The 18439-nt window shown below is 71.7% G+C and carries 15 protein-coding genes; 5 read left to right on the top strand and 10 right to left on the bottom strand.

Annotated features, from left to right (window positions below; all coding sequences use genetic code 11):
* Nucleotides 1-49 precede the first annotated feature (49 nt).
* Nucleotides 50-1186 carry a molecular chaperone DnaJ gene (gene dnaJ, locus AB0C96_RS06720; RefSeq protein WP_362914383.1) on the bottom strand — a complete coding sequence of 379 codons (1137 nt, stop codon included), beginning with the start codon at nt 1184-1186 and terminating at the stop codon, nt 50-52.
* Nucleotides 1187-2203 (bottom strand): heat-inducible transcriptional repressor HrcA, encoded by a 1017-nt coding sequence (gene hrcA, locus AB0C96_RS06715; RefSeq protein WP_362914381.1) that lies wholly within the window; start codon nt 2201-2203, stop codon nt 1187-1189.
* A 194-nt stretch (nt 2204-2397) separates the two neighbouring features.
* Between hrcA and AB0C96_RS06710 the strand changes: the two genes are divergently transcribed.
* Nucleotides 2398-3138 (top strand): MBL fold metallo-hydrolase, encoded by a 741-nt coding sequence (locus AB0C96_RS06710; protein WP_362914379.1) that lies wholly within the window; start codon nt 2398-2400, stop codon nt 3136-3138.
* A gap of 167 nt (nt 3139-3305) precedes the next feature.
* Nucleotides 3306-4139: a DUF3097 domain-containing protein gene (locus AB0C96_RS06705; RefSeq protein WP_362914377.1), complete on the top strand. Its 834-nt coding sequence runs from the start codon at nt 3306-3308 to the stop codon at nt 4137-4139.
* Here the strand turns inward: AB0C96_RS06705 and AB0C96_RS06700 are convergent.
* The 5 genes from AB0C96_RS06700 to lepA form a co-directional block, all read right to left on the bottom strand.
* On the bottom strand, nt 4117-4695 hold the full coding sequence (locus AB0C96_RS06700) for a Uma2 family endonuclease (RefSeq protein ID WP_362914375.1): 579 nt from the start codon (nt 4693-4695) through the stop codon (nt 4117-4119). The genes AB0C96_RS06705 and AB0C96_RS06700 overlap by 23 nt on opposite strands.
* Nucleotides 4696-4794: 99 nt before the next feature.
* Nucleotides 4795-6027 (bottom strand): radical SAM family heme chaperone HemW, encoded by a 1233-nt coding sequence (gene hemW / locus AB0C96_RS06695; protein ID WP_362914373.1) that lies wholly within the window; start codon nt 6025-6027, stop codon nt 4795-4797.
* A gap of 479 nt (nt 6028-6506) precedes the next feature.
* Entirely contained in the window at nt 6507-8519 is a 2013-nt protein-coding gene (locus AB0C96_RS06690) for an ATP-binding SpoIIE family protein phosphatase (RefSeq protein ID WP_362914471.1), read from the bottom strand.
* A 553-nt stretch (nt 8520-9072) separates the two neighbouring features.
* Nucleotides 9073-10962 carry a long-chain fatty acid--CoA ligase gene (locus AB0C96_RS06685; protein ID WP_362914371.1) on the bottom strand — a complete coding sequence of 630 codons (1890 nt, stop codon included), beginning with the start codon at nt 10960-10962 and terminating at the stop codon, nt 9073-9075.
* Between the two features lie 535 nt (nt 10963-11497).
* Nucleotides 11498-13366 (bottom strand): translation elongation factor 4, encoded by a 1869-nt coding sequence (gene lepA / locus AB0C96_RS06680; RefSeq protein WP_362914369.1) that lies wholly within the window; start codon nt 13364-13366, stop codon nt 11498-11500.
* A gap of 294 nt (nt 13367-13660) precedes the next feature.
* On the opposite strand from lepA, the gene rpsT reads away from it, so the two are divergent.
* Together rpsT and AB0C96_RS06670 are read left to right on the top strand one after the other, a co-directional pair.
* Nucleotides 13661-13927, top strand: coding sequence for a 30S ribosomal protein S20 (gene rpsT / locus AB0C96_RS06675; RefSeq protein ID WP_362914367.1), 267 nt, complete (start codon nt 13661-13663; stop codon nt 13925-13927).
* Nucleotides 13928-14389: 462 nt separating this feature from the next.
* Nucleotides 14390-15268: a hypothetical protein gene (locus AB0C96_RS06670; protein ID WP_362914365.1), complete on the top strand. Its 879-nt coding sequence runs from the start codon at nt 14390-14392 to the stop codon at nt 15266-15268.
* Nucleotides 15269-15602: 334 nt separating this feature from the next.
* Here AB0C96_RS06670 and holA read toward each other — a convergent pair whose 3' ends face one another.
* Complete coding sequence (gene holA, locus AB0C96_RS06665) at nt 15603-16586, bottom strand: DNA polymerase III subunit delta (RefSeq protein ID WP_362914363.1); 984 nt, start codon at nt 16584-16586, stop codon at nt 15603-15605.
* A gap of 162 nt (nt 16587-16748) precedes the next feature.
* On the opposite strand from holA, the gene AB0C96_RS06660 reads away from it, so the two are divergent.
* Nucleotides 16749-17018, top strand: a complete 270-nt coding sequence (locus AB0C96_RS06660; protein WP_362914469.1) for a hypothetical protein — start codon at nt 16749-16751, stop codon at nt 17016-17018.
* A 55-nt stretch (nt 17019-17073) separates the two neighbouring features.
* On the opposite strand, the gene AB0C96_RS06655 is transcribed toward AB0C96_RS06660, so the two are convergent.
* Both AB0C96_RS06655 and AB0C96_RS06650 read right to left on the bottom strand, forming a co-directional pair.
* Nucleotides 17074-17880, bottom strand: a complete 807-nt coding sequence (locus AB0C96_RS06655) for an arylamine N-acetyltransferase (protein ID WP_362914361.1) — start codon at nt 17878-17880, stop codon at nt 17074-17076.
* Nucleotides 17880-18365 (bottom strand): Rrf2 family transcriptional regulator, encoded by a 486-nt coding sequence (locus AB0C96_RS06650; protein ID WP_362914359.1) that lies wholly within the window; start codon nt 18363-18365, stop codon nt 17880-17882. The genes AB0C96_RS06655 and AB0C96_RS06650 overlap by 1 nt, the downstream gene beginning before the upstream one ends.
* Between the last annotated feature and the right edge of the window lie 74 nt (nt 18366-18439).

Genomic DNA, 18439 nt, shown 5'->3' with positions numbered 1-18439 from the left:
CGCCCAACACACCGCTCCGAACCAGGGACGACCCCCCCGGCGGTACCGCCTACCTGCCGTTGAACGCGTCCTTCAGACGCGAGAACAGCCCCTGCTGCCCCGGCTGGAACTGGCCCGTGGGCCGCTCCTCACCGCGCAGCTTGGCGAGCCGGCGCAGCAGCTCCTCCTGCTCGGGGTCGAGCTTGGTGGGCGTCTGCACCTCGACGTGGACGATCAGGTCGCCTCGGCCGTTGCCGCGCAGATGGGTCACGCCGCGCTGGTGCAGCGGGATCGACTGGCCGGACTGGGTGCCGGGCCGAACGTCGATCTCCTCCACCCCGTCGAGCGTCTCCAGCGGGCATTTGGTGCCCAGCGCCGCCGCCGTCATCGGGATGGTGACCGTGCAGTGCAGATCGTCACCGCGCCGCTGGAAGACCGGGTGCGGCAGCTCGTGGATCTCGACGTAGAGATCACCGGCAGGGCCGCCGCCGGGGCCGACCTCGCCCTCGCCGGCGAGCTGGATGCGGGTGCCGTTGTCGACACCGGCCGGGATCTTCACCGTCAGCGTGCGGCGGGAGCGGATCCGGCCGTCGCCGGCGCACTCGGGGCACGGCGTCGGCACGACCGTGCCGAAGCCCTGGCACTGCGGGCACGGCCGGGACGTCATGACCTGACCGAGGAAGGACCGGGTGACCTGGGAGACCTCACCGCGGCCGCGGCACATGTCGCAGGTCTGGGCGGAGGTGCCGGGGGCGGCGCCCTCGCCGGTGCAGGTCGTGCACACCACGGCGGTGTCGACCTGGATGTCCTTGGTCGTGCCGAAGGCCGCTTCGTTCAGCTCGATGTCGAGCCGGATCATGGCGTCCTGGCCGCGGCGGGTGCGCGACCGCGGGCCGCGCTGCGACGCGGTGCCGAAGAAGGCGTCCATGATGTCGGAGAAGTTGCCGAAGCCCGCGCCGAAGCCGCCCGCCCCGCCGGCACCGCCGGCCTGCGAGAGGGGGTCGCCGCCGAGGTCGTAGACCTGCTTCTTCTGCGGATCCGACAGGACCTCGTAAGCGGCGTTGATCTCCTTGAACCGCTCCTGGGTCTTGGGATCCGGGTTCACGTCCGGGTGCAGCTCCCGCGCCAGCCGCCGGAAGGCCTTCTTGATCTCGTCCTGCGAGGCATCGCGCCGAACGCCCAGGACCGCGTAGTAATCCGTGGCCACTTACGACTCCGCCAAGATCTGTCCGACGTAACGTGCCACTGCGCGTACCGCTCCCATCGTTCCGGGGTAGTCCATGCGGGTCGGTCCGACCACGCCGAGTTTGGCGACTGCCTCGTCGCCCGAACCGTAGCCGACCGTGACGACCGAGGTGGACGTCAGGCCTTCGTGGGCATTCTCATGCCCGATGCGTACGGTCATGCCCGAGTCCTTGGCCTCCCCGAGGAGCTTGAGCAGCACCACATGCTCCTCAAGGGCCTCAAGTACCGGACGGATGGTCAGGGGGAAGTCGTGTCCGAAGCGCGTGAGATTGGCGGTACCGCCGATCATCAGCCGCTCTTCGGTCTCCTCCACCAAAGTCTCCAGCAACACCGACAGCACTGTCGAGACCGTACCGCGGTCGTCCTGCTCGAAGGACTCCGGGAGATCCTGCACCAGTTGGGGCACGTCCGTGAACCGGCGCCCCACGACCCGACTGTTCAGCCGCGCCCGCAGGTCCGCGAGGGACGTCTCGGCGAACGGCGCCTGGCAGTCGATCAGCCGCTGCTCCACCCGCCCGGTGTCCGTGATCAGGACGAGCATCAGGCGGGCCGGGGCCAGCGCCAGCAGCTCGACGTGCCGGACCGTGGAGCGGGTCAGGGACGGGTACTGCACGACCGCGACCTGCCGGGTCAGCTGCGCCAGCAGCCGGACCGTGCGGCCCACGACGTCGTCCAGGTCCACGGCACCGTCCAGGAAGTTCTGGATCGCCCGCCGCTCGGGGCTGGACAGCGGCTTGACGCCGGCCAGCTTGTCGACGAAGAGACGGTAGCCCTTGTCGGTCGGGATCCGCCCGGCGCTGGTGTGCGGCTGGGCGATGAAGCCCTCGTCCTCCAGCGCCGCCATGTCGTTACGGATGGTGGCCGGGGACACCCCCAGCTTGTGGCGCTCGGTGAGCGCCTTGGAGCCGACCGGCTCCTCCGTGCCGACGTAGTCCTGGACGATGGCGCGCAGCACTTCGAGCCTGCGTTCACTGAGCATCCCGCGCACCTCCAGTCCGGCCGTCCCGCCGTCTCGTTCTCCTGGCACTCACCCGGGCCGAGTGCCAGACCCGGAGCCAGTGTACGGCCGGGTAGCACGGGCACGGCAAGGGTGGCCTCGCACAGCGCGTGGCCGATGACCGTGTTCGGGCGATCTGCCGGGCAACGCTATCGCGATGGAGCTAGCGTCTCGGTATGCGCACTGCTTGGGAAGAGGCCGGGTGGGAACAGCTCGGTGAAGGCGTCGTCCGGCGCCGGATGCCGGGCTGGGACGAGACGATCGGCGTGATCACCGGGACGGCCGGGATCATGATCGTCGACACCGGGGCGAGCATCCGCGACGGCGCGGAGCTGCGCCGCTCGGTCCGCGGCGTACTGGGCCGGGACGTGACGCATGTCGCGCTCACCCATCCACATTTCGATCATGTACTGGGCACCGCGGCCTTCGCGGGTGTCGAGGTCTTCGGCGCGGCCGGCCTGGGCGAGCTGCTGCTGCGCCGGGGCAAGGACGAGCTGCGGCATGACGCGGTGCGCCACGGCGTGGACCGGGACGCCGCCGCGGAGGCCACCGATCTGCTCGTCGTCCCGCACCATCATGTGCACGGTCAGCTCACCGTCGACCTGGGCGACCGCACGGTGCTGCTCGCCAATGTGGGCCCCGGCCACACCGCCCACGACCTGGCCGTTCTCGTACCCGGCCGGCACGGCGCCCGGGAGATCGTCTTCTGCGGCGACCTGGTGGAGGAGTCCGGTGAACCGCAGGCCGGCCCGGACGCGCTGCCCCAGCAGTGGCCGGCGGCCCTGGACCGGCTGCTGGCACTCGGCGGCGAGGAGGCGCTGTACGTACCCGGCCATGGCGCGGTGGTGGACGCCGCCTTCGTCCGGGCCCAGCGGGACGCCCTGGCCGCCCGTTTCGGCGTCCCCCGTTCGTCCTGACCGCCACTACACCCCGCCCCCATTGCTCCGACGCTACGACCCGCCCCCGTTGATCCGACACCACGACCGGCCCCATCGATCCGAACTGACCGCCACCCCGACCGGCCGCCCCGGCCCGCCACGCCTTCGACCCGAGCCACCCCTCCGACCCGAACAGAACAGGCCCCATGCAGAGCAAGCGCTACAGCCCCGACCTCACTCCCCCCTGGAAGAAGCAGCAGCCCGCGCCCGAGGTGCCGGCCGATCCCGATCTGGTCGTCGAGGAGGTCACCACGGGCTTCTGCGGTGCCGTGATCCGCTGCGAGAAGACCGCTGAGGGGCCGACCGTCACCCTGGAGGACCGCTTCGGCAAGCACCGCGTCTTCCCCATGGTGCCGCGCGGCTTCCTGCTGGAGGGCAAGGTGGTCACCCTCGTCCGCCCGCAGGGCCGGCCGGCGCCGAGCGGCCCGGCCCGTACGGCATCGGGTTCGCTCGCCGTGCCCGGCGCCCGCGCCCGGGTCGCACGCGCCGGGCGCATCTACGTGGAGGGGCGCCACGACGCCGAACTGGTCGAGCGGGTCTGGGGCGACGACCTGCGGATCGAGGGCGTGGTCGTGGAGTACCTGGAGGGCATCGACGACCTCCCGGCGATCGTCCGCGGCTTCTCCCCCGGTCCGGACGCCCGGCTGGGGGTGCTGGTGGACCATCTCGTGCCCGGCTCGAAGGAGTCCCGGATCGCGGCCGAGGTGACGGGCGAGCACGTGCTCGTCGTGGGCCACCCGTACATCGACGTGTGGGAGGCGGTGAAGGCGTCGTCGGTGGGGATCCCGGCCTGGCCGGCGGTGCCGCACGGGCAGGACTGGAAGACGGGGGTGTGCCGGGCCTTGGGCTGGCCGGAGAACACGGGGGCGGCGTGGCAGCGGATTCTGTCGTCCGTGCGGTCCTACCGGGACCTGGAGCCGGCGTTGCTGGGGCGGGTGGAGGAGCTGATCGACTTCGTCACGGTCGGCGGTGCCGTTTGACGTCGGCGAGGGTCCGGAACTCGCTGGTGTCGAGTACGGCATCGAGCTGGTCCAACGGCACCGGGTCGCCGAACTTGTAGATCGACTGCGACCTGTAGTCGGCACTCTCCCCCACGCCTGTGGGCTCGGCGAGGAGGACGCAGTGGGCCACGATGGGGTCGATGATCAGGTAGATGGGAAGCTTGCCAGCCGCGTAGATCGAGCGCTTGATGACGTAGTCATGGTCAACGCTGGTCTTGGAGACAACCTCGACGACCATTCTGATCACCTCGGGCGGCATCAGTCGCCCCGATTCGGCTCCTGTTCCGCGCTCCACCAGAACGAGGTCTGGCTGGGGCTCACTCGATTCTTGAGGGAGTGCGACATCCTGGGTTTGCAGACGCCGCCACTTCTTCCTCGGAAATTGGTCCACGACAGCTTCCACGATGTCGTTATGGACCACATCCGGCCCCGCCATCATCACGATGTTCCCCCGGAGGAGCTCGACCTTGACCCCCTCGGGAACATCGAGGTCCTCGAAGAGCTTCATCATCCGGCGTTCATCCACAGCGGTCATCTCCGTGGCCTCCGTTTCCTGTCGCCGTGTGTACGGCACAGGTTAGGAGCAGACTAGGCGCGGCCTCATACTCTTGGCATCGGATCACTCGTTCGAGTACTAGTCCACCAGATCCCGCACCACCGCGTCCGCCAACAGCCGTCCACGGAGCGTCAGCACGGCGCGGCCGTCCCCGTAGGGCCCCGCTTCCAACAGCCCGTCCGCCAGCGCCCGTTCCGCCGCCCGGGCCCCCTCCGGCGCGAGGATGTCCAGCGGACAGCCGTCGGACAGTCGCAGCTCCAGCAGGATGCGCTCCACCCGCCGGTCCTCGGCCGCCAGGACCTCGCGGCCCGCGCCCGGGGAGCGGCCCTCGCTCAGGGCCTGGGCGTAGGCGGCGGGGTGCTTCACGTTCCACCAGCGGACGCCGCCGATGTGGCTGTGGGCGCCGGGGCCGGCGCCCCACCAGTCGGCGCCGGTCCAGTACAGCTCGTTGTGGCGGCAGCGGGCGGCCTCGGTGGTGGCCCAGTTGGAGACCTCGTACCAGTGGAAACCGGCTGCCGTCAGGGCCTCCTCGGCGATGAGGTAGCGGTCGGCGTGGACGTCGTCGTCGGTCATCGGGACCTCGCCGCGACGGATCCGGCGGGCCAGCTGGGTGCCCTCCTCGACGATCAGGGCGTACGCGGAGACGTGGTCGGGGCCGGCGCCGAGGGCAGCGTCGAGGGACGCCCGCCAGTCGTCGTCGGTCTCGCCGGGGGTGCCGTAGATCAGGTCGAGGTTGACGTGGTCGAAGCCGGCGGCGCGGGCCTCGGCGACGCAGGCCTCGGGGCGGCCCGGGGTGTGCGTGCGGTCGAGGATCTTCAGGACGTGCTGCCGCGCGCTCTGCATGCCGAAGGAGACGCGGTTGAAGCCGCCTTCGCGCAGCTCGGCCAGGTAGCGCGGGTCGACGGACTCCGGGTTGGCCTCGGTGGTGATCTCGGCGTCCGCGGCGAGGCCGAACTCGTCACGGATCGCGGCCAGCATCCGGGCCAGGTCGGCGGCCGGGAGGAGGGTCGGGGTGCCGCCGCCGACGAAGACCGTCTCGACAGGGCGGGGGTCGTCGCCCAGCACCTTGCGGGCCAGCCGGATCTCCTCGACGACCGTGTCGGCGTAGTTGTCGCGGGAGGCCAGGGCGCCGCCGGAGCCGCGCAGCTCGCTCGCGGTGTAGGTGTTGAAGTCGCAGTAGCCGCAGCGGGTCGCGCAGTACGGCACGTGCAGATAGAAGCCGAGGGGCCGCCCGGCCGCCCCCGCCAGCGCATGACGGGGCAGCGCCCCGTCCTCGGGCATCGGCTCACCATCAGGCAGTGCGGAAGGCATGGGACCCATTGTCCGTCATGCGGCGGGGAGCCCGGGTTCCCCGGAGGTCCCGACGGCAGGGAGCGCGGATTCCCTGGCGCTCCCGACGGCGGGGAGCGCGGATTCCCCGGAGGTCCCGACGGCGGAGCGCCCGGGCGGAGCGCCTCCGTAACGCGCCCGTGGCGCACCCCGGCGACGCCCCTGGCAATGCCCGCGCGGCGTACGCCCGCGGCGCGCCTTGGTGGCGCGCCTCGGCGGCACACCTTCGCGGCACGCCCTCGCAGCGCTCCTTGGCAGCACGCCCTGCGGTTCCTCCGGTGGTCGGCGCGCCAACCCACGGGAATCGGGAATACCGCCCCGCCCCGCCCGGTTGTGGCCCCGCAGGGGGCCCAGCCAACCCCTACGGGATCTGTTCCCACACGCCCTACGGGACCGATCCCCTCCCCCTCCCCCGCCCCCGCCGCCCTACGGAATCCCCTCCACGGCCCCCTAAGGGCGTCCTATGGGCACCCGCCCGCCGCCTGGAGGACCAGGAGCGCCAGGTCGTCGTCGGGCGGGGTGGGGTCGAAGGCGTGGACGGTGTTGCGGATGTGGTCGGCGAGGGCGGTGGCGTCGAGGCCGGCCCCCGCAGCGAGGGCCTTGGCCAGGCCGTCCTCGTCGTCGAAGAGCCGCTGGCCGGAGCGGCGCTCGGTGACCCCGTCGGTGACGCACAGCAAAGTCTCACCGGGGCGGAGGTCGAACGATTCGCTGACGTACCTGGCGTCCTCGACCACCCCGAGCAGCACCTGCGGCGCCGCGACGACCCGCACCGCGCCGTCCGCGCCCAGGACGAGCGGCAGCGGGTGGCCGGCGCAGGCGAGGGTGCAGCGGGCGCCGTCGGAACCACCGGGGTAGGGGGCGATCTCCCCGTAGAGGAGGGAGAGGAAGCGGGCTTGCTCGCCCTCCTCGCGGATCTCCACCGGGGCCTCCGCGCCCGCGCCGGCCGCCGCCACCGCCGCCGCGACCGCCGCGACCGAGTCCGCGGCCTCCCGGGCCATGGTCTTGTTGAGCCGGTCGAGGACCTCGGCGACGCCGAAGCCGTCGCGGGCCAGCAGCCGCAGCACCGGCCGGGCCAGCCCGGTCACCGCGGCCGCCTCCGGCCCGCTGCCACAGACGTCGCCGAGCGCGAAGCACCAGCGACCGTTCCCGGCGTCGAAGAGGTCCCAGAAGTCGCCGCCCGCCCAGGCGCCCTCGCGGGGCTCGTAGACCACCGCCGACTCCACCCCGGGCACCCGCGCCCGTCCCCTGGGCAGCAGCCTGCGCTGGAGGACCTGGCTGATCCGCTCCTGGCGGCTGTAGGCGCGGGCGGTGGCCACGGCGCGGGCCACCCGGCGGCCCAGGTCCTCGATCAGTCCGACCACCTCGTCGGGGAAGCGCAGCAACCCGCCCCGGCCGAGCAGCAGCGTGCCGAGCCGACGGCCGCCGGCGGACAGGGGGCAGGCCAGTGCCGCGCCGCCCGGTTCATGGCCGCCGGGTTCGTGCGGCCAGGGCCAGGTGACCGCGGCGGCCGGCACGCCGCCGGGCGAGGTGCCGCCCGGCACCTCCGGCGGCTGTTTCTCCAGCGCCGTGCGGAGGGAGTCGATCCGACTCTCGCAGGTGTGCCAGACGCGGGCCAGCCGCTGCTCCTGGCCGCCGGCGGTGAGGCCCCGACCGGGTGCGCCGCCGTCGCCGTCATGGAGCCAGACCGCGCACCAGTCGGCGAGCCGGGGGACGATCAACTGGGCGGCCAGCGCGGCGACCTGGTCGGCGTCGAGCTGGCCGGAGAGCAGATCGGAGGCCTCGGCGAGGAAGGAGAGCGCGCCGTTGTCGACCCGGTCGGCAGCCGGCTCCCGGCGGGCGGGGCGGCGCGGGGCGGGGGCGAGGAGTTCGGCGGCCCGCAGTTCGCGGTGGAGCGCCTGGTCGTCGTAGGCGATCTCCGGCTCCGGCCGGGTGCCGGCGCCCGGGGCGTCCACGGGGAGCCGGAACCACACGGTCTTCAGGGCGCGCTGGTAGGTGATGCCCCAGGATTCGGCGACGGCACTGATCAACTGGAGCCCGTGGCCGCCGCTTTCGGAGCCGGAGCCGTCGGAGGCGGCGCTCTCCCTGCGGGCGCGGATCGGCCGCGTCGGGTGACGGTCGGAGACCTCGACGACCACGCCGGGCAGGGGCGCCGGGCCGGGGGCGGCCTCGTCGTCCGGCTCGGGCGCGGGGTCGAGCCGGCAGCGGAGTTCGACGGTGGTGCCGGCGTGCACCACCGCATTGGTGACCAACTCGCTGACCAGCAGCACCGCTTCGTCCGCGAGGCGGTCGGTGAGTCCCTCCGCGCCGGGCAGCCGCTGGGCGGTCCAGTCGGCGAAGGAGTCCCGGACGAACCGCCGGGCGGCGGCCGCGGCCTCCGGGTTCCCGGGAAGCCCGGCCCGCCGGGTACGGGTGCCGGGGCCTGCGCAGGGACCGGCGGCGGGTTCGGCGACGGGTTCGGTACCGGGTCCAGCCATCGCGGGCCCGGCCGTCCCAGGTCCGATCGTCACGGGCCCGGCCGTCCCGGATCCGGTCGCCGCGGATCCGATCGTCGCGGGTCCGCCGTCGGTTCCGCACGGCATCGGCGTGCGCGTCGCCGTGACGTCGTCGTCCCGTGGAGACGAAGTTGTCGTCCTCATTGAGCAACTCCCGAGCAGCTCCGCTACAGCGCCGGATGCGCCACCGACAGAGTGACAGAACGAGCGCATCCATAAGCGCGGAGTCACGGAAGTGGGAGGTCGCAGCGGTCAATTCGGCTGACGCACCGTGGGAGTTGGCCGATGCGCGAAGGGTGGGGCCGATGCACCGCTATGGGCAACTTGCGTGCGGAATGAGCGACTTCGGGTGGTGTGAGCATCTTCGACAGGACGACCCGGCGCGCCGGACACCGTTACGGGACGGACCGCACCGGCCCGCCCCCACAACGAAAGGGATCACCCCGCAGAGGCCACCCAGCAGGATTCACCTCACCTCACAGGCGTCACCTCACAGGCGCCACCCCGCAGAGGCCACCCCACAGGAATGCCGCCGCTACGCCTCCCGCGTCCCCGCGTACATCTCCTCCAGCAGGTCCTTGAACGCCCGCTCCACCACCGGCCGCTTGATCTTGAGGCTGGGGGTCACCTCGCCGTGCTCGATGTCCAGGTCGCGCGGCAGCAGCCGGAACTTGCGGATCTGCTGCCAGCGCTGAAGGCCTTCGTTGACCCGCTCGACATAGCCGTCGATCAGCTCGCGGACCTGGTCGGTGGCGACGACCTCGGCGTACGTCCTGCCCTCCAGGCCGTGCTCCTTGGCCCAGCCCATGATCGTCGGCTCGTCGAGGGCGATCAGCGCGGTGCAGAAGTTCCGGTTGGCGCCGTGCACCAGGACGTTGGAGACGAACGGGCAGACCGCCTTGAACTGGCCCTCGACCTCGGCCGGCGCGATGTACTTGCCGCCGGAGGTCTTGATCAGGTCCTTCTTGCGGTCGGTGATCCGCAGGTAGCCGTCGGGGGACAGCTCGCCGATGTCGCCGGTGTGGAACCAGCCGTCCTCCTCCAGCACCTCGGCGGTCTTGTCCGGCAGGCCGTGGTAGCCCTGCATGATGCCCGGGCCGCGCAGCAGGATCTCGCCGTCCTCGGCGATCCGGACCTCGGTGCCGGGCAGCGGCTTGCCGACCGTGCCGGTGCGATAGGCCTCGCCGGGGTTGACGAAGCTGGCGGCGCTGGACTCGGTCAGGCCGTAGCCCTCCAGGATGTGGATGCCGGCGCCGGAGAAGAAGTAGCCGATCTCCGGGGCGAGCGCGGCCGAGCCGGAGACCGCGGCGCGCAGCCGGCCGCCGAAAGCTTCCCGCAGCTTGGCGTAGACGAGGGCGTCGGCGATCTTGTGTTTGGCGCCGAGCGCGAACGGCACCGAGGCGTTGCCGGTGCGCCGGAAGTTGTCCTGGGAGACCTTGGCGTACTCGCGGGCCACCTCGGCGGCCCACTGGAAGATCTTGTACTTGGCGCCGCCGCCCTCCCGGGCCTTGGCCGCGACACCGTTGTAGACCTTCTCGAAGATCCGCGGGACGGCCGCCATGTACGTGGGCCGGACGACCGGCAGATTCTCGATGATCTTGTCGACCCGGCCGTCGACGGCGATCACCTGGCCGGTCGCGATCTGCCCCGCGGTGAGCACCTTGCCGAAGACATGCGCCAGCGGCAGCCAGAGGTACTGCACGTCCTCCTGGGTGATCAGCCCGGTCGACTGGATCGCGCGGGCCATGTACGCCCAGCAGTCGTGCGGCAGGCGCACGCCCTTGGGGCGGCCGGTGGTCCCGGAGGTGTAGATCAGCGTCGCCAGCTGGTCGGCGCGCAGCGCGGCGACCCGCTCCTTGACACACTCCGGGTGCTTCTCCAGATGGGCCGCGCCGCGCTTCTCCAGCTCGGCGAGGGTGACCACCCATCCTTCGGGGTCGTCCGCCGCGGGCTCGACGCCCACCTCGTCGATGACGACGACATGCGCCAGGTCGGGCAGCTCGGCCCGCTGCTCGCGGGCCTTGGCAAGCTGTCCGGCGTCTTCGGCGATCAGCACCCGGCTGTCGGAGTCGGCCAGGATGTACGCGGTCTCCTCGGCGTTGGTGCTGGGGTAGACCGTGGTGGTGGCGGCGCCGGAGCAGAGCACTCCGAGGTCGGCGAAGATCCACTCGACGCGGGTGTTGGCGGCCAGCGCCACCCGCTCCTCGGGGCGTACACCCAGCGCGATGAGCCCGGCGGCCACCGCGTAGACCCGGTCCGCGGCCTCGGCCCAGCTGATCGCCTTCCAGCCGTCGGGACCCTGACCCGAAGCGGGCGGGACCGGATGGCGATAGGCCTCGACGTCGGGCGTGGCCGCGACGCGCTCCAGGAAGAGGTGTGCCACCGAGGGCGGCCGGTTTTCGATCAGCGTGTAGGTGTCCGTCACGGCGTCCTCCGGGGCCCGCTTCGTTGCGTGGTGACTCGCGAGTAACCTTTGAGCAGTGATCAGAGTAGAGCGCGTTGCGCCGACGCGTAAGGGGCTACGGCCGACTGGTTCACGATGTGACCAGTGCGATAGGTGTACGTAGCACTCGCATCGCCCGATATGCGCGGGCGGGTCGATCACCCTCACCAGACCACAGTGGGCGGCGGGGAGCACGCTCTGGCGGAACGGCGCGCTCCGCATTCATCCCGTCGAGCCACCGCCCGAGCCGCCCGGTGCGGTCCACACGAGCCGCAGGTGACCCCGACGGGTCGCTTCAACGGGCAGCGGGCAGCGGCCCGGGCAGTGCAGGCCACGGCAAGCAGGGCAGGGCCGCGTAAAAGGCAGGGCAGGGCCGCACAAAAGGGTGGAACGGGGCGGAACCGGGCGGAGGACGACGACGGGGCGCCGGCCCCGGGCGGGGACCGACGCCCTGTCGCTGCCGCTGCTCGGGGCGGCTCCCGGACGCACCTGCTCCGACCGCCGCTCCCGCTCCCGGCTACTTCTTCTTGTCGCCGTCGGAGTCCGAGGACAGCACCGCGATGAAGGCGTCCTGCGGGACCTCCACGCTGCCGACCATCTTCATCCGCTTCTTGCCTTCCTTCTGCTTCTCCAGCAGCTTCCGCTTACGGGAGATGTCACCGCCGTAGCACTTGGCGAGGACGTCCTTGCGGATGGCGCGGACGGTCTCCCGGGCGATCACCCGGCTGCCGATGGCGGCCTGGATCGGCACCTCGAAGTTCTGCCGCGGGATCAGCTCGCGCAGCTTGGCGACCAGCCGCACGCCGTAGGCGTAGGCCTTGTCCTTGTGGGTGATCGCGGAGAACGCGTCGACCTTGTCGCCGTGCAGCAGGATGTCGACCTTGACCAGGTCGGCGGTCTGCTCGCCGGTGGGCTCGTAGTCCAGCGACGCATAGCCGCGGGTCTTGGACTTGAGCTGGTCGAAGAAGTCGAAGACGACCTCGGCGAGCGGCAGGGTGTAGCGGATCTCGACGCGGTCCTCGGAGAGGTAGTCCATGCCGAGCAGCGTGCCGCGGCGGGTCTGGCACAGCTCCATGATCGCGCCGATGAACTCGCTGGGCGCCAGGATCGTGGCCCGCACCACCGGCTCGTGCACCATGTCGATCTTGCCGGTCGGGAACTCGCTCGGGTTGGTGACGACGTGCTCGGTGCCGTCCTCCATGTCCACCCGGTAGACCACGTTGGGCGCGGTGGCGATCAGATCGAGGCCGAACTCGCGCTCCAGGCGCTCGCGGACGACCTCCAGGTGCAGCAGACCCAGGAAGCCGACGCGGAAGCCGAAGCCGAGCGCCGCGGAGGTCTCCGGCTCGTAGACCAGCGCGGCGTCGTTGAGCTGGAGCTTGTCGAGCGCATCGCGCAGCTCGGGGTAGTCGGAGCCGTCCAGCGGATACAGCCCCGAGAACACCATCGGCTTGGGGTCCTTGTAGCCGCCGAGCGGCTCCTCCGCCCCCTTGGCGAGCTGGGTGATCGTGTCACCCACCTTGGACTGGCGGACGTCCTTCACACCGGTGATGAGGTAGCCGACCTCGCCGACGGAGAGGCCGTCGGCGGGCTTCATCTCGGGAGAGTTGGTGCCGATCTCCAGCAGTTCGTGCGCGGCGCCGGTGGACATCATCTTGATGCGCTCGCGCTTGCCGAGCGTGCCGTCGACGACCTTCACATACGTCACGACACCGCGGTAGGCGTCGTAGACCGAGTCGAAGATCATCGCGCGGGCGGGGGCGTCCTTGACGCCGACCGGGGCCGGCACCTCACGGACGACCTTGTCCAGCAGCTCGGGCACGCCGACGCCGGTCTTGGCGGAGACCTTCAGCACGTCCGCTGGGTCGCAACCGACCAGGTTGGCCAGCTCGGCGGCGAACTTCTCGGGCTGCGCGGCCGGCAGGTCGATCTTGTTGAGGACGGGGATGATCGTGAGGTCGTTCTCCATCGCCAGGTAGAGGTTGGCGAGGGTCTGGGCCTCGATGCCCTGGGCGGCGTCGACGAGGAGGATGCAACCCTCGCACGCGGCGAGCGAGCGGGAGACCTCGTAGGTGAAGTCGACGTGGCCCGGCGTGTCGATCATGTTGAGGATGTGGGTCGTCCCACTGCCCTCTTCGCCCTCGGAGGGGTTCCAGGGCAGCCGGACCGCCTGGGACTTGATCGTGATGCCGCGCTCGCGCTCGATGTCCATGCGGTCGAGGTACTGCGCGCGCATCTGCCGCTGGTCGACGACACCGGTCAGCTGGAGCATCCGGTCGGCGAGCGTCGACTTGCCGTGGTCGATGTGCGCGATGATGCAGAAGTTACGGAGGAGGGCCGGATCGGTACGGCTCGGCTCCGGCACGTTCGTAGGGGTCGCGGGCACGCAGGGTCCATTCAGTGAACGCGGGTAGGCGGGACTCGGGTATGTGACGTCTTCCCCTATGGTCCCATGAGCGACGGGGTCGGTCCGGATTGGGCGGCCCGGCGCCGTCCCGGGATGCGGCCGAACAGCACCGCGGAAGGGCCGCTCGGCGGGTGCCGGACAGCGGTCGCCGGCCGGGCCGCCGGCCGGTTTGGGACGCCATGGACCCTGCTGGTAGCCTGGTCCACTGCGCTGCGTGCCCTCTCTCGTGCGCGGCGCACCGAGAAACTCCAACGAACCTGAAAAGGCTCTTTCGTGGCGAACATCAAGTCCCAGATGAAGCGGATCAAGACCAACGAGAAGGCTCGTCAGCGCAACAAGGCTGTCAAGTCGGCTCTGAAGACCTCGATCCGTCGTACCCGTGAGGCCATCGAGGCCGGCGACCTCCAGAAGGCCACCGTTGCTCAGGCCGAGGCGGCCAAGAAGCTCGACAAGGCCGTCAGCAAGGGTGTCATCCACAAGAACGCCGCCGCCAACAAGAAGTCGGCGCTGGCGAAGAAGGTCGACGCCCTCAAGGGCTGAACCTTCTCCGGCAGGAGGTCGTCGGCCCGTTCCGGGCCCTGATCATCCTCCGGTCGCAGCATCTGCGGTAGCTACAGGGCCTCCTGTTAGCACCTCTGCAACACCTGCAAGACCCTCCGCCGACGGGGACCCAGCGGCCCCTCTCACCGCTCCCCGGTCGGTGCACCACCGCGCCGCACACGGCCTGCGTTCGCCACGCGGGTGCGGCGCACCCCGGCTCACCAGCGGCTCGTTCCGCTGACGGAGCCGCTCTCGTGTGATGCGAAGGCCCCGCCTCGCCCCTTCCCCAGGGGCGGGCGGGGCCTTTCGCCGTACCCGATGTGGTCAGCTGTTGTCAGCGGTGTGCCCCGTGTGGTCGGGAGCGTCTCGTGTGGCGCGCCGGCCGTCGCCGCCCGCGGGTCGCGCGCGCTGGGACCGCATGCCCGGGGGTCCGTTGTCGGAGGGCTCCGCTACCCTGCGGCCATGTCCATACCGGGGGATCCTCATCCGCACCATCCTTATGCCCAACCACAGCCCAACCCCTACGGCCAGGTGCCCGCACAGCAGAACCCGTACGCACAGCCGGCCCCGCCACAGGGGCCGGGCGGCGGTTACGGCTATCCGGCCCCCGGCGCCCCCGCCGGAGCCGGTAGCGCACCGGGCGCGCCGGGCGGCCCGGACAGCCCGGGCCGGGGGGCGTTCGGGTGGCTCTGGGCGATCGGCGGCGCGATAGCCGCCTCCGCGATCTGGGGCTCCCTGCTGTTCGCCACCGGCGGCTTCTCCTCCGAACCCAGCCCCGACCTCGCGGGCTACAGCTACACCAGCGATCTGTGCGCCGACACCTCGATGACCCCGTTCGAGAACGCCCACTTCAAGGCCAAGGAGAGCTCCGGCACCTCCGCCAAGGACGCCAACCCGCAGCACAGCGCGTCCCGGCAGCCCTCGCTGGACACCATGTGGTGCAACATCTCGTTGCAGCAGGAGAACGCCGGCAGCCCCGACTACTCCTCGACCTGGCTGTACAGCACCGTGTCGCTCCACAAGAAGGCCGACCCCACGCCGGAGTTCGCCGACAGCTACCGCTCGTACGAGAAGCAGGACACCTCGATCGGCTACAAGGTCGAGTCCGTGCCGGGCCTCGGCGACGAGGCCTATCTGGTGACCCGGAACGACCAGGGCGGCTCCAGCAACGGCGCCTACGTCATCCTCGGCGTCCGGGACGGCTGGATGACGTACCAGTCGACGTGGGCGGGCTATGCGTCGAGCAGCAGCTCCGGCAAGCAGCCGACCGCGACCGAGGTCGCGACCATGCTCAAGACCAGCGCGACCCAGACCCTCAAGCAGCTCCAGCGGTTCAGGTGACGGGTCCGGGTGACGGCTGACGGCTGACGGGCCAGGTGACGGGTCCGGGTGATCGATCCGGGTGACGGGTCCGGGTGACGGGTGGTTCACGGGTGCGGGTGCGGGTGCGGTCGTGCGTGCGTTCGTGTGCAGTCGCGGTCGTGGGTGCGGTCGTGGGTGCGGTCGTGGGTGCGGTCGTGGGTGCGGGTGCGGCAGGGGCCGGGGGTCGTGCGGTCGGTGCGGCAGCCGGGGGGCCGGTGCCGGTCAGTTCGGCAGCCGGGGGCCGGGGCCGGGCGGTGCGGGGCAACGCCTTCGGCCGGGGCGGTCGAGGTTCGCTCCGGTCGCCCCCGTCGCCTCAGCGGGACCGCGCCGCCCGGGCAATGGTGACCACGGCCTTCTCCAGGGCGTACCCCGGATCGTCCCCGCCGCCCTTCACGCCCGCGTCGGCCGCCGCCACCGCACGCAGCGCGGTGGCCACGCCGTCCGCCGACCAGCCGCGCATCTGCTGGCGCACCCGGTCGATCTTCCAGGGCGGCATGCCCAGCTCGCGGGCGAGGTCGCCGGGGCGGGCGCCGCGCGGGGCGGAGGCCAGCTTGCCGATGGCGCGGACGCCCTGGGCGAGCGCGCTGGTGATCATGACGGGGGCGACGCCGGTCGCCAGCGCCCAGCGCAGCGCCTCCAGCGCCTCGGCGGCCCGGCCCTCGACGGCCCGGTCCGCGACGGTGAAGCTGGACGCCTCGGCCCGACCCGTGTAGTAGCGGGCGACGACGGTCTCGTCGATCGTGCCCTCGACGTCGGCGGCCAGCTGCGCACAGGCCGACGCCAACTCCCGCAGGTCGCTGCCGATCGCGTCGACCAGCGCCTGGCAGGCCTCCGGCGTCGCCGAACGCCCGGCCGACCGGAACTCGCCCCGGACGAACGCCAGCCGGTCGGCCGGCTTGGTCATCTTGGGGCAGGCCACCTCCCGCGCGCCGGCCTTACGGGCGGCGTCCAACAGGCCCTTCCCCTTGGCGCCGCCGGCGTGCAGCAGTACCAGCGTGATCTCCTCGGCGGGCGAGCCGAGGTAGGCCTTGACGTCCTTGATGGTGTCCGCGGACAGATCCTGTGCGGCTCGCACCACCACGACCTTCCGCTCCGCGAAGAGCGAGGGGCTGGTCAGCTCGGCGAGGGTGCCGGGCTGGAGCTGATCGGGGGTGAGGTCACGCACATCGGTGTCCGCGTCCGCCGCCCGGGCGGCCGCCACCACCTGCTGCACCGCGCGGTCCAGCAGCAGGTCTTCCTGGCCCACCGCGATCGTGACGGGGGCGAGCGGGTCGTCGTTAGCTGTCTTCCTGGCCATCGCGGTCCAGCATCCCACGCGCCACTGACAACGCTGCCCGGAGCGCTCCCCGGGGCGCTCCCCGGGGCACCCCTCGGAAGCACTCCCGTGAGCACCCGCCTCGCGGACCGCCGTCCCACCCCGCCCGACGGCGCCACGGGCCCGCTGCCGGACAATGGCCCGGTGAACGACGACGCCGCCCAGCCCGCACACCACACCCGACACGTACTGGTCCTGCCCGACCGCGACGCCGCCGAGGAGGTCGCCGAGGCGTTGGCCGAACGCTTCGGCGTCACCGAGGAGCCGCAGCTCGTACGGGACGCCCTGGCCGGCGAGGACGACGCCGAGGACGCCCAGTGGCTGGTGGTGGTCGAGGATCCGGACGGGGTCCACGCCCCGGAGCGGTTGGACGCGCTCGCGGCGGAGTACGAGGGCTGGCGCGAGGCCGAGTGAGCACGGCTGGGGCGGCGGGCCCGGGGCCGCACGGTCAGCCGGAGACCGCCGGCGGTCAGCCGGAGACCACCGGCTCCCGGTCCAGCACGATCCCGAAGTGCTCGCGGTAGACGGCGAGGACCTCGTCCGCGCCCACCTGGCGCTCCACCCGCGCTCCGTCCGCGCCGGTGGTCACGAGCGTACGGCCGGAGAGCGTGACACGGCCGCTCTCCGTCAGCCGGGAGCACACCAGGGACTGGGTGAAGTGCGACTTCGGCGACGTCTGGTGCCACCAGCAGCCGACCTCGAACTCCGCGAACGTCCGCGGACGTTGCTCCAGCCGGTACTGCCGGACGCCGTCCCGCAGCACATCGAGGTCGCCCTCGTCGGTCTCCTCGATCCGGAAGACGCCCGCGGGGTCGGTCTGCTCGGCGCGGCTGTCCCAGCGCAGCGGAGCGTGGCTGTTCCGTCCGAAGCCGACGTCCGCGAGCCACGGCCCGCTCGGCGTGTGCACCCGCAGCGCCAGGTGGTCGTACGGGATGCCGAGCCCGTCGGGGCCGAAGACACGGGCGGACAGCAGCTCGACCTCATAGCCGAGGGCCCGCAGCAGCGCGGCGAAGGCGCCGTTGAGCTCGTAGCAGAAGCCGCCGCGTCGGGCGCCGACGATCTTGTCCAGCAGTGGCTGCGCCGCCAGCACGATCTCCTCGCCGAGGTGGAGGGAGAGGTTCTCGAAGGGGACCGCCCGCAGATGGCTGAGGTGCAGCGCGCGCAGCGCATCGGCATCGGGGGACGCGGGGCGTGCGGCGCCGATGCGGTCGAGGTAGGCGTCGGCGGCAGCGGCGGAGATCCGGGGTACGGCTTCCGTCTGGTGCGCGGTGTCCATCAGTTGTGCGTCCTCTCCGAGGTGAACCAGCGGCGGGTGCGTTCCACCGCCGAGGCGGGGGTCCCTGCCGCGACATCGGCGATCGTCTGTGCCGCCAGCTCGCGCCGCCAGGCCAGTTCGGCCTTGCGCATCGCCGTGGAGATGCCGCAGGGCCGACCGTGCTCCCGGTCGGACGCCTCGGCACCGGCTCCCTGCCGTCGGATCTCGGTGCAGCGGAAAGCGTCCTCGGTGCCCTCGATCGCAGCGACCACATCCATCAGGGTGATCCGCTCGGGCGGTCTGGCCAGCTGGAAACCGCCGCGCGCCCCGGGCGTGGAGCTGAGGATGCCGGCCCGGACCAAGGTCTGGAGCCGCTTGTTCAGATAGGCGGCCGGCAGCTCGAAGGCAGCCGCCAACCGAGCGGTCGACACGGGCCCTTCACCGTCGAGCCAGGCCAGCGTCACACAGCAGTGCAAGCCCCATTCGACGCCTTCACTCATCCTCATTATCTGGATGATACACATCCAGATTCACCGTTCCTCTTCGTCCGGCCGGCTCGCCCTATCTGGTCGTCCCGCTC

This window comes from Streptomyces sp. NPDC048506, assembly GCF_040651315.1.
Classification (GTDB): Bacteria; Actinomycetota; Actinomycetes; order Streptomycetales; family Streptomycetaceae; genus Streptomyces.
This window is presented reverse-complemented; position numbering and strand designations above follow the sequence as displayed.